This is a genomic window from Pseudomonas sp. 203-8 (assembly GCF_020708595.1).
Taxonomy (GTDB): domain Bacteria; phylum Pseudomonadota; class Gammaproteobacteria; order Pseudomonadales; family Pseudomonadaceae; genus Pseudomonas; species Pseudomonas aeruginosa.
Genome location: NZ_JAJFDF010000002.1, coordinates 692,404 through 710,097, shown reverse-complemented (window position 1 = coordinate 710,097; position 17,694 = coordinate 692,404). Strand labels below are relative to the sequence as shown.

General features: G+C 65.8%; 21 protein-coding genes, 1 tRNA gene and 1 pseudogene. 7 read left to right on the top strand and 16 right to left on the bottom strand.

The genetic code is table 11. The features are described 5' to 3' along the window. The 3 genes and pseudogenes from LJF27_RS06770 to LJF27_RS06760 form a co-directional block, all read right to left on the bottom strand. A pseudogene (locus LJF27_RS06770) lies at positions 1-526 on the bottom strand (RHS repeat protein); the annotation flags it as partial. Between the two features lie 14 nt (positions 527-540). Beyond that, positions 541-1,998: a DUF6531 domain-containing protein gene (locus tag LJF27_RS06765; RefSeq protein ID WP_223309032.1), complete on the bottom strand. Its 1,458-nt coding sequence runs from the start codon at positions 1,996-1,998 to the stop codon at positions 541-543. A gap of 1,285 nt (positions 1,999-3,283) precedes the next feature. Further along, positions 3,284-3,360, bottom strand: a tRNA-Arg gene (locus LJF27_RS06760). A 119-nt stretch (positions 3,361-3,479) separates the two neighbouring features. Between LJF27_RS06760 and LJF27_RS06755 the strand changes: the two genes are divergently transcribed. From LJF27_RS06755 to LJF27_RS06740, 4 genes are all read left to right on the top strand, one after another. After that, entirely contained in the window at positions 3,480-3,998 is a 519-nt protein-coding gene (locus LJF27_RS06755; RefSeq protein ID WP_003091762.1) for a GNAT family N-acetyltransferase, read from the top strand. Between the two features lie 192 nt (positions 3,999-4,190). After that, positions 4,191-4,469: a hypothetical protein gene (locus LJF27_RS06750; RefSeq protein WP_003113127.1), complete on the top strand. Its 279-nt coding sequence runs from the start codon at positions 4,191-4,193 to the stop codon at positions 4,467-4,469. Between the two features lie 89 nt (positions 4,470-4,558). After that, positions 4,559-4,705, top strand: a complete 147-nt coding sequence (locus LJF27_RS06745) for a hypothetical protein (protein WP_003091766.1) — start codon at positions 4,559-4,561, stop codon at positions 4,703-4,705. Positions 4,706-4,756: 51 nt separating this feature from the next. Next, complete coding sequence (locus tag LJF27_RS06740; RefSeq protein WP_003098706.1) at positions 4,757-4,942, top strand: PA3371 family protein; 186 nt, start codon at positions 4,757-4,759, stop codon at positions 4,940-4,942. Between the two features lie 38 nt (positions 4,943-4,980). Here LJF27_RS06740 and phnP read toward each other — a convergent pair whose 3' ends face one another. The 13 genes from phnP to phnC all read right to left on the bottom strand — a co-directional run bounded on the left by phnP (position 4,981) and on the right by phnC (position 15,606). After that, a complete protein-coding gene (phnP, locus tag LJF27_RS06735) occupies positions 4,981-5,751 on the bottom strand; it encodes a phosphonate metabolism protein PhnP (protein ID WP_003122225.1) in 771 nt (256 codons plus the stop codon). Continuing rightward, positions 5,742-6,299, bottom strand: coding sequence for a phosphonate metabolism protein/1,5-bisphosphokinase (PRPP-forming) PhnN (gene phnN / locus LJF27_RS06730; RefSeq protein ID WP_003098703.1), 558 nt, complete (start codon positions 6,297-6,299; stop codon positions 5,742-5,744). The genes phnP and phnN overlap by 10 nt, the downstream gene beginning before the upstream one ends. Beyond that, positions 6,299-7,462: an alpha-D-ribose 1-methylphosphonate 5-triphosphate diphosphatase gene (locus LJF27_RS06725; protein WP_003091776.1), complete on the bottom strand. Its 1,164-nt coding sequence runs from the start codon at positions 7,460-7,462 to the stop codon at positions 6,299-6,301. The genes phnN and LJF27_RS06725 overlap by 1 nt, the downstream gene beginning before the upstream one ends. After that, on the bottom strand, positions 7,452-8,168 hold the full coding sequence (gene phnL / locus LJF27_RS06720; protein ID WP_003098702.1) for a phosphonate C-P lyase system protein PhnL: 717 nt from the start codon (positions 8,166-8,168) through the stop codon (positions 7,452-7,454). Before phnL ends, LJF27_RS06725 begins: the two co-directional genes overlap by 11 nt. A 49-nt stretch (positions 8,169-8,217) precedes the next feature. Next, positions 8,218-9,033 carry a phosphonate C-P lyase system protein PhnK gene (phnK, locus tag LJF27_RS06715; protein ID WP_003098701.1) on the bottom strand — a complete coding sequence of 272 codons (816 nt, stop codon included), beginning with the start codon at positions 9,031-9,033 and terminating at the stop codon, positions 8,218-8,220. Continuing rightward, positions 9,030-9,914, bottom strand: coding sequence for an alpha-D-ribose 1-methylphosphonate 5-phosphate C-P-lyase PhnJ (locus LJF27_RS06710; protein WP_003098700.1), 885 nt, complete (start codon positions 9,912-9,914; stop codon positions 9,030-9,032). The genes phnK and LJF27_RS06710 overlap by 4 nt, the downstream gene beginning before the upstream one ends. Beyond that, a complete protein-coding gene (locus LJF27_RS06705) occupies positions 9,911-11,011 on the bottom strand; it encodes a carbon-phosphorus lyase complex subunit PhnI (protein ID WP_003098699.1) in 1,101 nt (366 codons plus the stop codon). Before LJF27_RS06705 ends, LJF27_RS06710 begins: the two co-directional genes overlap by 4 nt. Next, entirely contained in the window at positions 11,011-11,640 is a 630-nt protein-coding gene (gene phnH, locus LJF27_RS06700; RefSeq protein WP_003098698.1) for a phosphonate C-P lyase system protein PhnH, read from the bottom strand. Before phnH ends, LJF27_RS06705 begins: the two co-directional genes overlap by 1 nt. Next, a complete protein-coding gene (gene phnG, locus LJF27_RS06695) occupies positions 11,640-12,098 on the bottom strand; it encodes a phosphonate C-P lyase system protein PhnG (protein ID WP_003098697.1) in 459 nt (152 codons plus the stop codon). Before phnG ends, phnH begins: the two co-directional genes overlap by 1 nt. A gap of 9 nt (positions 12,099-12,107) precedes the next feature. Next, positions 12,108-12,830 carry a phosphonate metabolism transcriptional regulator PhnF gene (phnF, locus tag LJF27_RS06690; RefSeq protein WP_003091792.1) on the bottom strand — a complete coding sequence of 241 codons (723 nt, stop codon included), beginning with the start codon at positions 12,828-12,830 and terminating at the stop codon, positions 12,108-12,110. Positions 12,831-12,850: 20 nt separating this feature from the next. Further along, positions 12,851-13,645: a phosphonate ABC transporter, permease protein PhnE gene (phnE, locus tag LJF27_RS06685; protein ID WP_003091793.1), complete on the bottom strand. Its 795-nt coding sequence runs from the start codon at positions 13,643-13,645 to the stop codon at positions 12,851-12,853. Between the two features lie 67 nt (positions 13,646-13,712). Then, the gene (gene phnD / locus LJF27_RS06680) at positions 13,713-14,717 is read right to left on the bottom strand and encodes a phosphonate ABC transporter substrate-binding protein (protein ID WP_003113119.1); all 1,005 of its coding nucleotides are present in this window, start codon (positions 14,715-14,717) and stop codon (positions 13,713-13,715) included. A gap of 52 nt (positions 14,718-14,769) precedes the next feature. Then, the gene (gene phnC, locus LJF27_RS06675; RefSeq protein WP_003098696.1) at positions 14,770-15,606 is read right to left on the bottom strand and encodes a phosphonate ABC transporter ATP-binding protein; all 837 of its coding nucleotides are present in this window, start codon (positions 15,604-15,606) and stop codon (positions 14,770-14,772) included. Between the two features lie 360 nt (positions 15,607-15,966). Between phnC and amrZ the strand changes: the two genes are divergently transcribed. From amrZ to rhlG, 3 genes are all read left to right on the top strand, one after another. Beyond that, positions 15,967-16,293 carry a transcriptional regulator AmrZ gene (amrZ, locus tag LJF27_RS06670; protein WP_003091802.1) on the top strand — a complete coding sequence of 109 codons (327 nt, stop codon included), beginning with the start codon at positions 15,967-15,969 and terminating at the stop codon, positions 16,291-16,293. A 153-nt stretch (positions 16,294-16,446) separates the two neighbouring features. Then, positions 16,447-16,812, top strand: a complete 366-nt coding sequence (locus LJF27_RS06665) for a DUF2784 domain-containing protein (protein WP_004365945.1) — start codon at positions 16,447-16,449, stop codon at positions 16,810-16,812. Positions 16,813-16,909: 97 nt separating this feature from the next. Next, positions 16,910-17,680 (top strand): 3-oxoacyl-ACP reductase RhlG, encoded by a 771-nt coding sequence (gene rhlG, locus LJF27_RS06660; protein ID WP_023120332.1) that lies wholly within the window; start codon positions 16,910-16,912, stop codon positions 17,678-17,680. Positions 17,681-17,694: the final 14 nt, after the last annotated feature.

The following is a 17,694-nucleotide window of genomic DNA, read 5'->3' as shown; positions in this document are numbered from 1 at the left end:
TGATGCGCTGGGCGGTGCGATTGCCCTTGGTGTCGACGTCGTATTCGAGGCGTTCGCCGAGGTTGTTGCCGATCGCCACCAGGCGCCGTGCGTCGTCGTATTCGTAGCTCAGCCAACTGCCGTCGCCGCGGGTGACGCGGGTGATCTGGCCGACTGCGTCATAGTCGAAGCGGGTGGTGCTGCCGGCGGTGCTGACGGAGGCCAGCCAGCCGTCGACGCCGGTGTAGGCGAGGCTGCTGGTGACGCCGTTGGCATCGGTGATGCTGCCGGGCTTGCCGCGCTCGTCATAGTCGCCGAGGCGGGTGACCTGGCCGAGGGCGTTGGTCACCTGGGTCAGGTTGCCGCGACTGTCGTAGGCATAGAGGGTGACGTCCTGCACATCGGTGCGCGGACCGTCGGCGCGCTCGATCAGGCCGAGGGCGTTGTAGCTGTAGCTCCAGGCGCGCTCGGCCGCCTGCGCGGGCAGGGCCAGGGCGCAGGCCAGGGCGAGGGCGCCGAGACGGGGGAAGTATGGGGGGATGCGCATGGGTGTCGTCCTTGTCAGCGGGTGGTGACGGTCTCGCCGGTCTTGCGTCCCTCGGCGTCGTACTGGTAGCGGGTGATCCGGCCGGGCTCGCTGACCTGCACCGGGAGGAACAGGGTCGGGTGCCAGTCGGTTGTGATGGTGCGCGCCTGCGCAGTGCCGGCGGCCTCGGTGCGCGAGGTCTCCAGGCCACGGGCGTTGTACTGGTAGGTGGTCAGGTTGCCGTTGTTGTCGCGTTTGCTGGTGAGCAGGCCCTGGTCATCGTAGGTGAAGGTGGAATTGCTGCTGGGGCAGTTGGGAGAGGGTTCGCCTTCGATGGCGACGATGCGTTTGATGCCCTGGATCACCTGGAAGCGGTAGGTGGCCTGCTTGCCGTATTCGTTGGTGACGGTGGTGGAGGCGTCATCGTTGTAGGCGAGGGAGACCTTTTCGGCGCCGTTGGCGTGTTCGCTGGAGATGGCGCGGCCTTGGTTGTCGTAGGCCCAGGTGGCGAAGCGGCGATTATTGTTATCCTGGATGCCTGTAAGTAGTTTTATGTTCCTCGGGTCGTCATAGAGGTACTGTGTTTTCGTGTTGTATTGCCCATCTGTTCGTGTTACCGAAGTGAGTCGCTGTTCCTTGTCGTATGTGTACTCAATGGATATACCCCCTATCTGAGCGCGAAGGAGTTGATGGTTGGCTCCCTCCGAGAGAACGAGTTTGTTGCCACGTTCGTCGCTAATCGTAAGATTAGCGCCTCGCTCTACACGATACTTTCGACCCTCCTTGGTCTTGAGCCTGGCGAGTTTTCCATACGGGTCAAACTCTATAGTTTCGTTGAGCTCCGAGGTATAGAAAAATCTTCCTGCTAGTCGGCTAAGCTTTCCCAGATCCGTGAGGGAAGTTAGATCTCTCCCGGCCCCACTGAACTCCGAAACCTTTCCGTCTTCGCGGTAAAGTAGGTAGCTATCATCCTTGCGTGTTATGCGCGCAGAGAACGAATGACGCCATAATCCGTCCAGGCCATTGTAGTGTCGGGCAAGCGGAATCGGGGTTATTAAGTCATGCTCGACCTGATATTTGTTGCCATTGGTGATGTTGACCGGGTTTCCTGCGCAACCCTCCGGCGGCGGAGCCCCCTTGTCGGGGCCATTTTTATCTGGAAGCTTACAGCCACCGTCATTCATTTCGTAACCGGGGCGGCAATCGCAGCTTCCTGTCTCGTTATTAAGCTCAGCCCCTAGTGGGCAGCTGTTGCCGATCAAGGTAGCTCCCGAGGTCTGCCAAGTAATCCCGCCAGTACCCGAAACATTGCATTGAACCCACTTGGGATTCATTTTCTCAATTTTTTTTAGCCAGTTTTTCGATGTATTATCGAAGTAGTACTGGCACGCCGCCGCATAGGATGGAAAGAAGGCTGTAGGTTCCCCTGGTATGCTAATTTTCCATTGATAAAGTTCAGCATTAGCGCTCTGGGCGAAGAACAACGTGAACATTAAACGCGTTACAGAACGTAGCCTCCCCTGAGCTAATAGACTTGCCTTAGTCCTCATTTATCCTTTCTCCTGGGCCACAAAAAGCTTCGTTTCCTGCCACTTCCGGTTCGCAGTGAAGCCCCCTCGATCATCTACCCGGCTTACTATTCGCCCCAAATCCAGTGCCGATCATATCCGGCAGTCGAGTTTCGTATAGATGTTCACTGTATTCCGTGAGCCAGTCTTAAGAACCGACGGCGTTTACGCAAATTTCTGTCCGTGAGCCAGACGGGAGCAAGCACGCGGCCAAGGTGATTAAGCCAGGAATCTACCGACCTCGGACGAGGTGGCGCAGTCGGCCTGCCTTGCGGCCACCGCCGGCGGCAAAAACTCCAATGGAGGACGGCCAATGAGGATACCGTCCCGCTATGCCCAAGGACGATGAAACGACACCCCGGCAAAACCGGAAAATCGCCAGTTCGGATCTCCTGCAATGCAGGAAAACTCCCGGTATCTCGCCCAGGCTAAAGGACGCAAAACGTTCTTTTGAGCTGGGGACGAAATTCCTGAATTTTCAGGAGAGGGTCGCGCGACCGTGCCCACAATTTTGAGGAGACAGTCAGGCACCACAGATCACGACCACTACTAATGGGGGAAAGTGAGAAAAACCTACCTTGCCAGACCAGTCGCCGAGGGATCCCACCCGATACGGTACAAAAGCGTGCCCGTCGCATGTGCCGGAGACTTTCCCGCCATATACCGGAAAATTTTCCGGCATGGCTTGGCCAGGATCTGCAATGATTCCGCACTCCCTCTCCGGCCAGAGTCCGGAAAGTTTCTGGCCCCTCCTGATCGGCGGAAAATTCCGCCTATCTCCAGCACCTCATTCGCCTGGATGCGATCTGCCGGCACCGCCCTTAGGCACACCATCACATCGAGCCCAAACCTCGACGTAATGGCACTAGGCTAGAACTGCCCGGAAAACCACAATGAGGACGTGCTCTCGATGAAGGTGAAAGATCTCGAAGCTGCATCCAGCGATGCGCTTGGTAGGGTATTCGGAGGATTAAGAACGCGCGCGAAGGTCGCGATGAGAAGGGAAAGCGAGGATCGAGCTTACCGGGAGCGGCGCAGGCCACCCGGTTGTCCTGCTGGCGCTGACGACAGACATTTGAGCTGGCCGGCATGGAAAAGCCCCGTCTGAGCGATTCAGGACGAGGCTTTCTTTGTAGGCTTACTGCACCCACCATGCCCTGACAAAGAACTGGCCCGGGAGAAGCGATGTGCGGTAAGTGCCCGATATATTTGGCGTCCCGGAGAGGGGTCGAACCTCCAACCTTCCCCTTAGGAGGGGGATGCTCTATCCAATTGAGCTACCGGGACACGCCGGACATGGCGAGCGGTGCGCCGCGTCCGGGCGGCATGTTAACGGCAGAGAAAGCGTTTGTCATGCCACTGCCACCAAGGCTGCGCATAATTTTCCGCAACCCTGGAGGTGCAGCATGAACCAGACCGTCGCCATTCCCGCCGCACAGGACCTGCCGGACGCCCCGCGCCAGCCGCGGATACCGGACTCCCCCTTCGCCAGCTTCGACGTGCGGATCGCCAGCGAGCACGACGCGCCGCGCCTGTCGTTGCTGCTACAGCAACTCGGTAGCGCCGATCCGCGCCCGGACCCGGCGTTGCTGGCCATCCAGCTGCAACGACCGCGCGGCGACCGGGTCACCCTGGTGGCCGAGCGCGGCGAGCGCCTGCTCGGCACCTGCACCCTGCATCTGATCGAACACCTGGCGCACGATTTCGCCCGCTCGGCGATTCTCGAAGACATGGTGGTCGACCGCCACGCCCGCGGCCAGGGCGTAGGCCGCGAACTGATCGGCCGGGCCGTGGAGCGCGCGCGCAGTTGGGGCTGCTACAAACTGGCGCTTTCCAGCCACCAGGACCGGGAAACCGCGCAGCGCTTCTATGCCGCACTAGGGTTCACCAGCCACGGCGTAAGCCTGGCGCTGCATCTGGGCTGACATCATCATGCATTTTGCAACCGGTAAAATGCCCATCCGTGCAAAGTGCATGCGAGAGAGTCTCGGGCACATATATAATTCATTGATTTTAAAGGATTTTTTATAGAAAAAAGTTGGCACAACCGCTGCTACAAGACCCTCAGGATCAAACCTTGGCCATCTGCCTGGCAAAGCTACGAAATGGAGGTGAACATGAGCAGCTCACGCAACCTGGTCGGCACCGGACTTCTTTCCCTGCTGGCTCTCGTAGTCTTCCAGAACAGCGCACTGGGCGACGAGGACAGGACGCAGGAACGCAACGGCGAAAGGCCGGTAGTGCTGGACAGCAACGCAACGCCGCAGTGGGCACCCGCTGCGCAACAACTGGTGATCCAGGCGCCCGACGAATCCCCGCGCATCGTCACCGTAGGCGAGGACGAGCGCGGCACGGCGCTGGTGACCGCGGCCGACGAACAGGCCTGGACATTCTGACGAAGCAAGCGCCGGGAGACCGGCATCCAACGACGCTACACCGCCGCACAGGTCCCCGGGATGCTGGCGGGCGGAAAGGGAGAAAGAACATGTGGATCCTGGCTTTGCCGCTGACCGCCCTGGCCCTTTCGGTCGGCGTCTACGGGCTGCTCTGGCTGATAGAGCGCGGAGGAGACGAATATCCAGCGAAGCTTCCGCTGAGCGACAAGGGCGCCACGGAACCTCGGCGCCACTGAGCCGGCACAAGGAACAGCGAGCCCGACGGAGAGGGCTCCGGGAGTGAAACCATGTCACGATCCGCCGTCATTCTTCTGTTCGTAGTGATCGCCAGCGCGATCCTGGCGCTGAGCCTGCCGCCCGAGGCCACCCTCCTCGCCTGGTGCGCCTGGGGACTGCTGGGCATTTCCGGCGCATGGCTGCTGTTTGCACTGGTGGTAGGTCGGCGAATCCGCTTCGATCCAAGCCTGGACTGATTTCGCCCGCAGCGCTTTACCGGGCGCTACAGCGTCGCTCACAGCGGCAGGCACACGCCGTCGCGCGCCAGTTCCACCCCTTCGGGCAACGCAGCGGGGTGGTCCAGCAGCCAGGCGTCCAGCGTATGCCCGACGTGAGTCAACACGGCCCGCCGGGGACGCAGCGATTCGATGCACTCCAGTGCCCGCGTGAGGTCGTTGTGGTTGCGCGGCGGCCGCTCCTGCGGCGGCATCGAGCAGTCCAGCACCAGCAGGTCCAGCGGCGCCGCGAGCAATCGCGAGGCGCTGTCCGCCGGCAGCCCGACGGTATCGGTGAGGTAGGCCAGGCGCCGTATCGTTCCCTCCTCGGAAGCCCCCTCCAGCAAGTAGCCGAAGGTTGGCTTCGAGTGGACCAGCGGCAACGCGGTCGCCGCCAGCGCGCCCCACTGGCGCCGTTCGAAGGCGCCGAAGGGCTGGCTGAAATCGAGGATGCCCGGATGCTTGTAGAGGTCGGCGAGGCCCTCCGGGTCGGCCGGGCCGTGCACCGGGATCACCAGACCCTGGCCCCAGCGCAGGTGCAGCAGGCCCTGGGCGTGGTCGGCGTGGTAATGGGTCTGGAGGATGCCATCGAGGCTATGGGGCGGGAAGCGCTCGCAGAGATCGACCAGGCCGCTGTCGATCAGCCAGCGCTGGCCGGCGCACTCCAGCAGCGCGCTACAGGGACGGCGACGCAGGCCGGCGTCGGCGCGGGCGTTGCGACAGGCCGGGCAATCGCAACCGTAGACCGGCACCTGGCGGGCGTCGCCGGTGCCGAGCAGGGTCAGGCGCATGCGCGGTCGCTGCCGAGACGGGCCAGGAGGGTGCGTAGCGTGTCGTCGAGATCACCGGAGTTGTCCAGTTGGAACAGCGGGCCCTCCAGGCCGGCGGCGAACTCGGCGTTACGCGCCAGGCGCGCCTCGATTTCCTCGGGGCTTTCCCGGCCGCGCGCCAGCAGGCGCTGGCGCAGCACCTCGGGTTTCACCCCGAGCAGGACCGCGAGCAGATCCGGATAGCGCCGGCGGGCCTGCGCCAGGTAGCCGCGCGAGCCGTTCACCAGCACGTCGTAGCCCTGCGCCAGCCACTCGTCGATCTGCACCGGAATGCCATAGCAAAGGCCGTTCGCGCGCCAGCTCATGGCGAACGCCGAGGCCCGCTCGAGGGTGTCGAACTGCGCCGGAGTCACCGCCTGGGCGTCCTCCCCCACCGCTTCCGCGGAGCGCGTGATCACCCGCCGCACGATACGGCAGCCGCGCAGCGCCAGGGGCTCGCGCGCGGCCTGCAACAGGCTGTCCTTGCCCGAGCCGGAAGGCCCCATCAGATAAATCAGTCTGCCTGTCATCAGAACACTCTCTGCCCGCCGCGCCAGACCTGACGCACCACCGGCTGGTTGTTGCCGAGCGCCCGCGCCTGCAGCAGATCGGCGCGCAGGCCGACGCGGATTTCGCCACGATCGGTCAGCCCGGCGGCCAGCGCCGGGGTACGGCTGACCATCGCCACCGCGCGCGGCAGGTCGTAGCGGATCGCATCATACTCGCTGTGCTCGCCGGCGAGCAGCAAGGCCGCATGCAGCAGGCTGGCCGGATAGTAGTCGCTGGAAAGGATATCCAGCACGCCGATTCCCGCCAGTTGCGCCGCCGCCACGTTGCCCGAGTGGGAACCGCCGCGGACCACGTTGGGCGCGCCCATCAGCACCTGCAGGCCGTGCTCGTGGCTGGCCCTGGCGGCCTCCACGGTGGTCGGGAACTCGGCGATGGCCATGCCGTAGCCGGCCGACTCGCGGACATGCGCGAGGGTCGCGTCGTCATGGCTGGCCACCGACAGGCCGCGTCCCTGGCAGACATCGACGATGGCCGCACGGGCGGCGTCGCTGTAGCGCTCGGAGTTGGCTACCTGCTCGACGATGAAGGCGTCCATCTCGGCATCGCTCAGGTGGTACTTGCCCTGGTAGTACTCGCGGTACTTCTCCAGCCTGGCGAACTGGCGCTGGCCGGGGGCGTGGTCCATCACCGAGACCAGTTGCACCAGCGGATGCTCGACCAGTTCGCGGAACACCTCCAGCGTCTGCGGATGGCTGACCTCGCAACGCAGGTGCAGGCGATGGTCGGCGCGCGCGTCGCCGCTGGCGGCGGCCTCGCCGATGGCCTCGAGCATCTTCGGCAACTGCTGCATGCGCTTGCCCTTGGGGTTGACGTCGCCGATGGACAGCGCGTCGAACACCGTGGTGATTCCCGCGGCGACGATCTGCGCGTCGTGCGCCAGCACCGCCGAGGCCGATGGCCAGTCGACGCCGGGACGCGGGGTCATGTGCTTCTCCAGGTTGTCGGTGTGCAGCTCGACCAGACCGGGCAGCAGGTAGTCGCCCCCCAGGTCCTCGGCCCCGGCCAGGTGGCTGCGGCCTTCGTCGACCGCGGCGATCAGGCCGTCGCGCAGCAGCACGCTGCCGACGAAGACCCGCTCGGCGCTGACTACCCGGGCATTGCTGAGAACGCGTTCAGACGACATGGGCTTGCTCCTGACGGGAAAGCTCCTGGCTCATGTCCAGGTAGCGGCTGGCCACCGCCTCGCGGGCGGCGCGGTCGTGGAAGATGCCGATCAACGCGGCGCCAGCGGCCTTGGCTTCGCCGATCAGCTCCAGCACTACCTGGCGGTTGGCTTCGTCGAGGGACGCGGTCGGCTCGTCGAGCAGCAGGATCGGCCACTCGACCATGAAGCCGCGGGCAATGTTGACGCGTTGCTGCTCGCCGCCGGAAAAGGTACCCGGCGCCAGTTGCCAGAGGCGTTCCGGGATGTTCAGCCGGGCCAGCAGGCTGCGCGCCCGCAGTTCGGCGCTGTCGCGGCTCCAGCCACGGGCCAGGGCCGGCTCCATGACCACGTCGAGGGTCGCCACCCGCGGGATCACCCGCAGGAACTGGCTGACGTAGCCGAGGGTCTGGCGACGCACGGCGAGCACCTCGCGAGGCTCGGCGCCGACCAGTTCCAACCAGTCGCCGGCGTGGCGCAGGCGGATGCTGCCGCCGGCCGGCAGGTAGTTGCCGTAGAGCGTGCGCAGCAGGGTGCTCTTGCCGGCGCCGGAGCGTCCGTGGAGCACCAGGCATTCGCCGCCGGCGACATTGAAGTTGAGCCCGCGCAGCACATTGAGCACTACGCCCTGTTGCTGGTGCAGGGTGAAGGTCTTGCTGAGGTCGCGGACCTCGATCAGGTTGTTCATCGCTACTTCTCCGGGCGCCCGTCGCGCGGACCGGCGCCGACGCTTCGGCTCAGGGTTGCAGGACCGACGACACCAGCAATTGCGTGTACGGATGCTGCGGGTCGTCGAGAATCTGGTCGGTGAGACCGGCTTCCACCACCCGCGAACGGCGCATGACCATCAGGCGGTCGGCGAGCAGGCGCGCCACCGCCAGGTCGTGGGTGACGATCACCACCGCCAGGTCCAGCTCGCGCACCAGGCCGCGCAGCAGGTCGAGCAGGCGCGCCTGCACCGACACGTCGAGGCCGCCGGTGGGTTCGTCCATGAACACCAGGCGTGGCGCCGAGACCAGGTTGCGGGCGATCTGCAGACGCTGCTGCATGCCGCCGGAAAAGGTTCGCGGCAGGTCGTCGATGCGCAGCGGATCGATCTCCACCTGTTCCAGCCAGTCCAGCCCGGCCTGGCGCAGCCGACCGTAGTGGCGCACGCCCTGGGCCATCAGCCGTTCGCCGATGTTGGCGCCGGCGGACACGCCCATGCGCAGGCCGTCGCGCGGGTTCTGCTCGACGAAGCCCCACTCGGTGCGCAGCAGGGTGCGCCGCTCGGCTTCGCTGGCGGCGTAGAGGTCCAGCCAGCGGTCGCCGTCGTCGCGGTAAGCGACCGTGCCGGCGTCCGGCGGACAGCGCCCGGAGAGCAACGAGAGCAGGGTCGACTTGCCCGAGCCGGACTCACCGACGATGCCCAGCACCTCGCCGGGGTAGAGATCGAAGTCGACCTCCTGGCAGCCCTTTTCCGGCCCGTACAGGCGGGTCAGGCCACGCACCGAGAGCAGCGGCCGGTCGCGCGCGTCGAGGTTCGCATCGATGGATTCGCAGACCGCGTTCATTGCGCGTCCTCCCCTTCTTCCTGGCAGGCACGCCGCTGCGTGCAGTAATCGGTGTCGGAACAGACGAAGCGCTTGCCGCCACGGTCGTCGACGATCAGTTCGTCCAGGTAGGACTCGTGGCTGCCGCAGAAGGCGCAGCTTTCTTCCCAGCGCTGGACTTCGAAGGGGTGGTCCTCGAAGTCCAGGCTCGCCACCCGGGTGAACGGCGGCACCGCGTACAGGCGTTTCTCGCGACCTGCGCCGAACAGCATCAGCGCCGGGCTCATGTCCAGCTTGGGGTTGTCGAACTTGGGAATTGGCGAGGGATCCATCACGTAGCGCTCGTCCACCGTAACCGGGTAGGCATAGCTGGTGGCGATATGGCCGAAGGTGGCGATGTCCTCGTAGAGCTTCACGTGCATCACCCCGTAGTCGTCGAGCGCATGCATGGTCCGGGTCTCCGCCTCGGAAGGCTCGATGAAGCGCAGCGGCTCGGGGATCGGCACCTGGTAGACCATGATCTGCTCGCCGCTCAGGGCGGTTTCCGGTATCCGGTGGCGGGTCTGGATCACCGTCGCCTCCGGGGTCCGTTCGGTGGTGGCGACCCCGGCGGTGCGGGCGAAGAAACGCCGGATGGATACCGCGTTGGTGGTGTCGTCGGCGCCCTGGTCGATCACCTTGAGCACGTCGTCGGCACCGAGGATGGCCGCGGTCACCTGCATGCCGCCGGTGCCCCAGCCGTAGGGCAGCGGCATCTCGCGGCCGCCGAAGGGCACCTGGTAGCCGGGGATCGCCACCGCCTTGAGCAGGCCGCGGCGGATCATGCGCTTGGTCTGCTCGTCGAGGTAGGCGAAGTTGTAGCCCTGCTCCGGCGCGGCGCTGGCTTGCGGGGAAAGGCTCATGCGCGCTTCTCCTGGTCAGTGGGTTGCGCGGATTCGGCGACGCCGGGACGACGCAGCTTGCGAATCAGCTCCAGCTCGGACTGGAAATCGACGTAGTGCGGCAGCTTCAGGTGCGAGACGAAGCCGCCGGCCTCGACGTTGTCGCAGTGCATCAGGACGAACTCTTCCTGCTGCGCCGGCGACACCACCTCCTCGCCGTATTCCTCGGCGCGCAGGGCGCGGTCGACCAGGGCCATGCCCATCGCCTTGCGCTCGGCGTAGCCGAAGGCCAGGCCGTAGCCACGGGTGAATTGCGGCAGCTCCTCGCGGGAACCGACGAACTGGTTGACCATCTCGCACTCGGTGACCTCGATCTCGCCCACCGGCACCGCGAAGCCGAGTTCCTCGGGCTCCAGCCAGACCTCGCAGGCGCCGATGCGGATCTCCCCGGCGAACGGATGGTTGCGGCCGTAGCCGCGCTGGGTCGAATAGCCCAGGGCGAGAAGGAAGCCCTCGTCGCCGCGGGCCAGGGCCTGCAGGCGCTGGGCGCGGCCGGTGGGGAAGTCGAGCGGCTCGCGGGTGATATCCGGCACCGCGCCGGGCAGCTCGTACTCCGGCGTCATCAGGCCTTCCCGGTCGAGCAGGCCGAGCACGCGCGGACAAGGCTCCAGGGACGCGCCCCGCTCCACTTCGGGGCCGGGGTAGTCGCCCTCGGCGAGCAGGCTGAAGTCGAGCAGGCGATGGGTATAGTCGAAGGTCGGACCGAGCAGTTGCCCGCCCGGCAGGTCCTTGTAGGTCGCCGAGATCCGTCGTTGCAGACGCATCCCGGCGGTGTCCAGCGGCAGGCTGGCGGCGAAGCGCGGCAGCGTGGTGCGGTAGGCGCGGAGAAGGAAGATCGCTTCCATCAGGTCGCCGGCCGCCTGCTTGATCGCCAGTGCCGCCAGTTGCTCATCGTACAGCGAACCCTCGGTCATCACCCGCGACACGGCCAGCGGCATCTGCTGGCGGATCTGCTCCACCGACAGCTCCGGCAGCGCGGTATCGCCGCGGCGCTTGCGCGCCAGCAGGCGATGGGCGTTGTCGATGGCCTTCTCGCCACCCTTGACGGCTACGTACATCAGGCCACCTCCTCGACGGGTTCGCTGACCCGGGTACTGCGTGGCAGGCCGAGGATGCGCTCGCCGGCGGCGAAGAAGGCATCCAGGCCCCTGGGGAATTCGGTGCGTGCGGCACGCTGCGCCCAGAACCCGGTGCTCACCGGCAACGCCACCTGGCGCACCTCGGCGATACCCGGTCCGCGCCACTCCAGCGAGGCGCCGCCATCGAGGCCGGCAAGCTGGATCAGCAGGGTGCAGGACTGGTCCGGATAACGGTCGCTGCCGCTGTCGAAGCCGCTCAGGTCGTCCAGCTCGCCTTCGTCGAGCAAGGCGAACAGCGCCTGCTCACGCTCGGCGACGATCGGGCAGCCGCAATGGAAGGCCAGGTTGGCGCGCAACGTCGGGCTGTCGAGACCCGGCGCCAGCCACAGCGGGGTATCGGAGTCGAGGAAGCTCAGGCACAGCGCGTAGCTGGCCGGTTGCAACGCGGCCAGCGCCGGTGCGCGGTCGAGGTTGCGCACCAGCCCCGGTTCGGCGAGGGCCTTGAGCGCCGCGCGGAAACTCCGCTGGGCATCCAGGACCGGGTCCTGGAACGCCGGTTGCAATAGCGCGGCGGTATCCGCCGGGCTGGGAAGCGAAGCGCTGGTCATCAATCTTCTCCTCGGACCAGGGTGAAGAACTCCACCTTGGTAGTGGCGATTTCCGCCTCCTGGGCGGCGCGGCGCTCGGCCTGGGTGCGGGCCAGCGGTTCGATCAGGCGCGCCTGCCAGGCCGCCGCGTCGGCGCCCTGCAGGTGCGCGTCGGCCAGGGCGGCCAGTTCGGCGTGGCGCTTGTCGCGCCCGGCGACATAGCTGTAGCCGGTGCGTCCGTCACCGAGCCGCACCACGCAGCGGGTCACGGTCATCTCGCCGAGGTTGAACGGGCTGCCGGTGCCGCCCATGCGTCCGCGCACCAGGGTCATGCCGGTCTCGGCGGCGCGCAGCAGGTGATAGTCGGCATCGCGCAGGGCGTCCGCATGGGCGTCCAGCTCCTCGCGACGGGCGCGGGCGAGCACGCCCATCCAGCGCTGTCGTGCGGCGATGGTGGGATCGGAATGCAAGGCGGTCATGGGCTTCTCCTAGGGGGCGACCTGGTACTGGAAGCGATCGGCGCGGCTGATCGACTGGGCCAGTTCCACCGGTTGGCCGGTACGGTCGCGGGACAGGGTGAGGACGGTGAGCAACGGCGCATGGCGGGGCATCAGCAGGCGCGCCGCCTCCTCGCGATTGGGCAGGCGCGCACCGATCAGGCTGTAGGTGCGGGTCAGCGGCAGGCCTTTGTCGGCCAGGTAGCGACGCAGCGAACCGCCCTGGTAGTCGGCGAGCAGCTCGCTGCGGGAAACGGCGTAGCAATGGCGGATCAGGCTCACTGGCTGTCCGTCGAGGTAACGCAGGGTGGTCAGTTCCAGCACCCGCCCGCCCTCGCCGATCCCCAGGTGGGTGGCCTCGGCGGCGCCGGCCGGACGCTGGCGCGCCTCCAGCAGCCGGGCCTCGACTCGGTGGCCCTGGGCCGAGAGCGACTCGGTGTAGGCGTTGGCGGCGCCCATCGGATAGATCGTCGGCGCCTCCAGGACCTGGGTGCCCTTGCCCTGGCGCCGCAGCACGCGGCCTTCGAGCACCAGTTCGTCGAGCGCCCTGCGCAGGGTATGGCGGTTCACCGCGAAGCGCTGGGCCAGCTGGATCTCGCCGGGCAGGTAGTCGCCGGGGCGGTAGGCCAGCAGTTCCTGGCGCAGCCGTTCGGCCAGTTCGCGGTACAGCGGTTCGCTTTGTCTAGACAAGTGCATGGTTTGGAAAGGGCGCACCAGGCGCCCTCCTCGCGTCGTCAGATGAACAGCTTGCGCAGGCGTTGTGACAGAACGTCGATCAGGCTCACCACCACGATGATCACGATCAGCACGGCGCAGGTCTGGCCGAACTGGAAGCCGCGGATGGCCTCCCAGAGGATCACGCCGATGCCGCCGGCGCCGACCATCCCGACCACGGTGGCGGAACGCACGTTGGACTCGAAGCGGTACAGCGAATAGGAGATCCACAGCGGCAGGACCTGCGGGATGACCCCGAAGATGACCTCCTGCAGAGCGCTGGCACCGGTGGCGCGGACGCCTTCGACCGGACCGGGGTCGATCGCCTCGACCGCCTCGGCGAAGAGCTTGGCGAGCACCCCGGTGGTACTGATGAACAGCGCCAGCACGCCGGCGAACGGGCCCAGGCCGACGGCGACCACGAAGAGCATGGCGAAGACCATCTCGTTGATCGAACGGCAGGCATCCATCACCCGCCGCACCGGCTGGTAGACCCACCAGGGCACGATGTTCTCGGAAGCCAGGATCGACAGCGGGATGGCGCAGACGATCGCCAGCACCGTGCCCCAGAGGGCGATCTGCACGGTGACCAGCATCTCGCTGAGGTAGAGCTTCCAGTTGCCGAAGTCCGGCGGGAAGAAGTCGGCGGCGAAGGTCGCCATGTTGCCGGCGTCGCGGAACAGCACGGCCGGGTTCATTTCCGCGCCCTTCCAGGACCAGGCGAGGATGGCGAGGAACAGGCCCCAGCCGACCAGGCGACCCCAGGATGGCTTGCCGGTGGCGGCCGCGGCGGCAGTGGTGCTCAGAGTGCTCATATCGGGAATCTCGACAGCGGTATTGGCGAATCGGGTGGGGCGCGGCGCCGGCCGCGCCCGGGGTGGATCAGCCGGCGTTGGCGGCGGTTTTCTGCTCGCGCTCGGCCATGCGTTTCTCCAGCTTGGCCAGCTCCTCGTCGAGGGCCTTCAGCTTGGCGGCCTTCTCCTCGGCGCCGAGGTTGGCGTTGTTCGCCACGTCGGTGCGCTGCTTGAACAGCTCGAGCTGGCGGATCGGCAGCAACTGGTCGTCGTCGGAGGGCTGGAACTTCGACCATTGCAGGTCGGCGAGGACCTTCTTCTGCTCGGCGTTGGCGCCGTACTTGAAGAAGAAGTCGCGCAGCTTGTTCTTCTGCTCGTCGCTCAGGTTGTTGCGCCACACCAGCGGGTCGCCCGGGATCAGCGGCGACTTCCAGATCACCTTGAGCTGCCTGGCCTTCTCCGGCTGGGTCAATTCCAGGCGCTCCATGCCCTCGGTATTGAAGGTGGCGACGTCGACCTGCTTGTTGGCCACCGCCAGTGCGTTGACCTCATGGCTGGAATTGAGGGTGCGCTTGAAGGCCTTGACCGGGTCGACGTTGTTCTTGGCGAACACGTAGTAGCCGGGCACCAGGTAGCCGGACGTGGAGTTCGGATCGCCGTTGCCGAAGGTCAGGCTCTTGGCGTTCGCCAGCATGTCCTCGAGGCTGTCGATCTTGCTGTCCTTGTTGGCGATCAGCAGGCTCCAGTAGCCCGGCGCGCCACTGGCGGCGACGGTCTGGGCGAAGATCTCGCCGTGGGCGCGATCCACCGCTTCCATGGCGGCCTTGTTGCCGTACCAGGCGATGTCGACCTTGTCGAAACGCATGCCCTGGATGATCCCGGCGTAGTCGGGGGCGAAGAAGGCCTTCACCTGGTAGCCGGTCTGCTGGCTCATGTCCTTGAGGAAGGGTTCCCAGATGCTCTTGAGGTTCTGCGACGACTCGGTGGAGATGATCCCGAAATTGATCACCGGCTGGTCGGCGTGCGCCATCCCGGCAAGGGAGCCGGCGAGCAGGGCGGAAGCCGCGAGCACACGACTGAAGCGTTTCAACATGGAGAGAACTCCTGGGCAGGGTTTGGCGGGTTTTTATGCGGTTCGAATGACGTCAGGCGCGCGCGAGGGTCAGTTCCGGCTGGCTCTCCGCCCCTCGCCGGGCACGGTCGGAAAACAGCAGCGGGGTGTCCCCTTCGGCGCCGTAGAGTTCGTTGAGGAAGCCTTCGGAAAGGTGCTCGCTGCTGCCGTCGAAGAGGATCCGGCCGCCCTTCAGGGCCACCGCGCGCGGGCAATAGCGCAACGCGTAGTCGACCTGATGCAGGGTCACCACCACGGTCTTGCCGTCGTGGCGGTTGATGTCGGCGAGGATGTCCATCACCTTGCGCGCCGACTCCGGGTCGAGCGAGGCGATCGGTTCGTCGGCGAGAATCACCTCGGCCTTCTGGGTCAGGGCGCGGGCGATGGCCACGCGCTGCTGCTGGCCGCCGGAAAGGGTCGAGGCGCGCTGCCCGGCGAAATCGGCCAGGCCGACCCGCGCCAGCGCTTCCAGGGCCTGGCGCTTCTGCTCGGCGCTGAACAGCCCCAGCGAACCGCGCCAGCGCGGCATGCGACCGAGGAAGCCGAGCAGGACGTTGTCCAGCACGCTGAGGCGGTTGACCAGGTTGAACTGCTGGAAGATGTAGCCGATGTCGGCGCGCAGGCGACGCACTTCGCCGCTCAGGCGGCCGGACGCCTGCAGGCGGCGACCCAGCACGTCGATGCTGCCGCCGTTGTCGCGGTCGCAGCGGGCGAGCCCGGCGACGTGACGCAGGAGCGTGGATTTGCCGGAGCCGGATGCACCGATCAACGCCACCATCTCGCCCGCCTGGATCTCCAGCCTCAGGTTGAAAAGCGCCTGCTTGCGGGCAAAGGTCTTGTTCAGGCTGTCGACACGGATCACCGCGCTCATCGTTCTCCCTCCAATCGGTTGCACGAAGACGCCAGCGGCGCCATCTGGTGTAGACCAAGATAGAAGGAGACTGTGTCAGCCCGGTGAAGTGACGATGACAGTCGAGTGACAATCCCTTGAACGACCGGTGGTCAGAAGGCCATCATCCAACCCCCAGTAAAAAACTAGGCTTTTGCTGAATCGCTCGCATTTCAGATAGCTGGTACTGGCAAAACGCCGGCACGCAACGCACAATTGACGTCAACTAATTGTTGTTTCCGAAATAACAGACTGAACGGCTAGCGGAAATCGTGGTCATAGGCCCGAGAACAATGAACGCTTCCTCGGCACCGCTTTTCCCTGACTCTACAGGTTCAATGTATGCGCCCACTGAAACAGGCAACTCCTACCTACTCCAGCCGTACCGCTGACAAATTCGTCGTTCGTCTGCCCGAGGGCATGCGTGAGCAGATCGCAGAAGTCGCTCGCAGCCATCACCGCAGCATGAACTCCGAGATCATCGCCCGACTCGAGCAGAGCCTGCTCCAGGAAGGGGCGCTGCAAGACAATCTCGGTGTTCGCCTGGACAGCCCGGAACTCAGCCTGCACGAGCGCGAGCTGCTGCAGCGTTTCCGCCAGCTGACCCACCGTCAGCAGAACGCGCTGGTCGCCCTGATCGCACACGATGCGGAGCTGGCCCAGGCCTGAGCGCCGAAGCCCACGCGTAGCGCTTGAAATGGCCGGCATTCGCCGGCTTTTTCTTTATGGATGGCCAAACCATGGGCGAGTAACCGCAAGGCGGTTATCCGCCGGCCCCTGTAGCGGTGGCGTTATCCCTCCAACGCCACGAGGGAGAGCCGAATGAGCTATCGCCTGGCCGCCGATGCCCTGGTCTGGCTGCACCTGGGCTTCATCCTGTTCGTCCTGTTCGGCGGCCTGCTGCCGTTGCGCTGGCCACGCCTGGCCTGGCTGCACCTGCCGGCGGTGGCCTGGGGCTGCGCGGTGGAGTTTCTCGGCCTGCCCTGTCCGCTGACCCCGCTGGAGAATCGTCTGCGCCGGGCCGCCGGGGACGCCGGCTACAGCGGCGGCTTCGTCGAGCACTACCTGTTGCCGCTGATCTATCCCGCCGGCCTGACCCCGGCGGTGCAGTGGATCCTTGGCGCCATCGTTCTGCTGCTCAACCTGATCGTCTACCTGTATCTGTTGCATCGCCGCGGTAGCCGCTGAGCCACGGATGCCACGTCATTCCGTACCTGGATAATGCTGCGCCGGCAGCGAGGCGAATCGTAGGCTGGTCTCCCCTGCCCAGCCCGGAGTCATTCCCATGCATCCCTATTTCACTCTCGCCGGTCGCGTCGCCCTGGTCACCGGCGGCAGCCGCGGCATCGGCCAGATGATCGCCCAGGGTCTTCTCGAAGCCGGCGCCCGCGTCTTCATCTGCGCACGTGACGCAGAGGCCTGCGCCGACACCGCCACACGCCTCTCGGCCTACGGCGACTGCCAGGCGATCCCCGCCGACCTTTCCAGCGAAGCCGGTGCCCGGCGCCTGGCGGAGGCGCTCGGCGGACTCAGCGCGCGGCTGGATATCCTGGTGAACAACGCCGGCACCAGTTGGGGCGCAGCGCTGGAAAGCTATCCGGTGTCCGGCTGGGAAAAGGTCATGCAGCTCAATGTCACCTCGGTGTTTTCCTGCATCCAGCAACTGCTGCCGCTGCTGCGCCGCTCGGCCAGCGCGGAGAACCCGGCGCGGGTGATCAACATCGGCTCGGTGGCGGGCATCAGCGCCATGGGCGAACAAGCCTATGCCTACGGGCCGAGCAAGGCCGCGCTGCATCAACTGTCGCGGATGCTGGCGAAGGAACTGGTCGGCGAGCACATCAATGTCAATGTGATCGCTCCCGGACGCTTTCCGAGCCGCATGACCCGTCACATCGCCAATGACCCGCAGGCACTGGAGGCGGACAGCGCGTCGATTCCCATGGGCCGCTGGGGTCGCCCGGAGGAGATGGCGGCGCTGGCGATCAGCCTGGCCGGCACCGCCGGCGCCTACATGACCGGCAACGTGATCCCCATCGACGGCGGTTTTCATCTCTGAGCGCCGCCAATCCG

Bases quoted from the DNA above. Each gene is read 5' to 3' on its own strand.
- LJF27_RS06765 (WP_223309032.1), bottom strand. From the start codon at position 1,998: ATGTTCACGTTGTTCTTCGCCCAGAGCGCTAATGCTGAACTTTATCAA.
- LJF27_RS06755 (WP_003091762.1), top strand. From the start codon at position 3,480: ATGAACCAGACCGTCGCCATTCCCGCCGCACAGGACCTGCCGGACGCC.
- LJF27_RS06750 (WP_003113127.1), top strand. From the start codon at position 4,191: ATGAGCAGCTCACGCAACCTGGTCGGCACCGGACTTCTTTCCCTGCTG.
- LJF27_RS06745 (WP_003091766.1), top strand. From the start codon at position 4,559: ATGTGGATCCTGGCTTTGCCGCTGACCGCCCTGGCCCTTTCGGTCGGC.
- LJF27_RS06740 (WP_003098706.1), top strand. From the start codon at position 4,757: ATGTCACGATCCGCCGTCATTCTTCTGTTCGTAGTGATCGCCAGCGCG.
- phnP (WP_003122225.1), bottom strand. From the start codon at position 5,751: ATGCGCCTGACCCTGCTCGGCACCGGCGACGCCCGCCAGGTGCCGGTC.
- phnN (WP_003098703.1), bottom strand. From the start codon at position 6,299: ATGACAGGCAGACTGATTTATCTGATGGGGCCTTCCGGCTCGGGCAAG.
- LJF27_RS06725 (WP_003091776.1), bottom strand. From the start codon at position 7,462: ATGTCGTCTGAACGCGTTCTCAGCAATGCCCGGGTAGTCAGCGCCGAG.
- phnL (WP_003098702.1), bottom strand. From the start codon at position 8,168: ATGAACAACCTGATCGAGGTCCGCGACCTCAGCAAGACCTTCACCCTG.
- phnK (WP_003098701.1), bottom strand. From the start codon at position 9,033: ATGAACGCGGTCTGCGAATCCATCGATGCGAACCTCGACGCGCGCGAC.
- LJF27_RS06710 (WP_003098700.1), bottom strand. From the start codon at position 9,914: ATGAGCCTTTCCCCGCAAGCCAGCGCCGCGCCGGAGCAGGGCTACAAC.
- LJF27_RS06705 (WP_003098699.1), bottom strand. From the start codon at position 11,011: ATGTACGTAGCCGTCAAGGGTGGCGAGAAGGCCATCGACAACGCCCAT.
- phnH (WP_003098698.1), bottom strand. From the start codon at position 11,640: ATGACCAGCGCTTCGCTTCCCAGCCCGGCGGATACCGCCGCGCTATTG.
- phnG (WP_003098697.1), bottom strand. From the start codon at position 12,098: ATGACCGCCTTGCATTCCGATCCCACCATCGCCGCACGACAGCGCTGG.
- phnE (WP_003091793.1), bottom strand. From the start codon at position 13,645: ATGAGCACTCTGAGCACCACTGCCGCCGCGGCCGCCACCGGCAAGCCA.
- phnD (WP_003113119.1), bottom strand. From the start codon at position 14,717: ATGTTGAAACGCTTCAGTCGTGTGCTCGCGGCTTCCGCCCTGCTCGCC.
- phnC (WP_003098696.1), bottom strand. From the start codon at position 15,606: ATGAGCGCGGTGATCCGTGTCGACAGCCTGAACAAGACCTTTGCCCGC.
- amrZ (WP_003091802.1), top strand. From the start codon at position 15,967: ATGCGCCCACTGAAACAGGCAACTCCTACCTACTCCAGCCGTACCGCT.
- LJF27_RS06665 (WP_004365945.1), top strand. From the start codon at position 16,447: ATGAGCTATCGCCTGGCCGCCGATGCCCTGGTCTGGCTGCACCTGGGC.
- rhlG (WP_023120332.1), top strand. From the start codon at position 16,910: ATGCATCCCTATTTCACTCTCGCCGGTCGCGTCGCCCTGGTCACCGGC.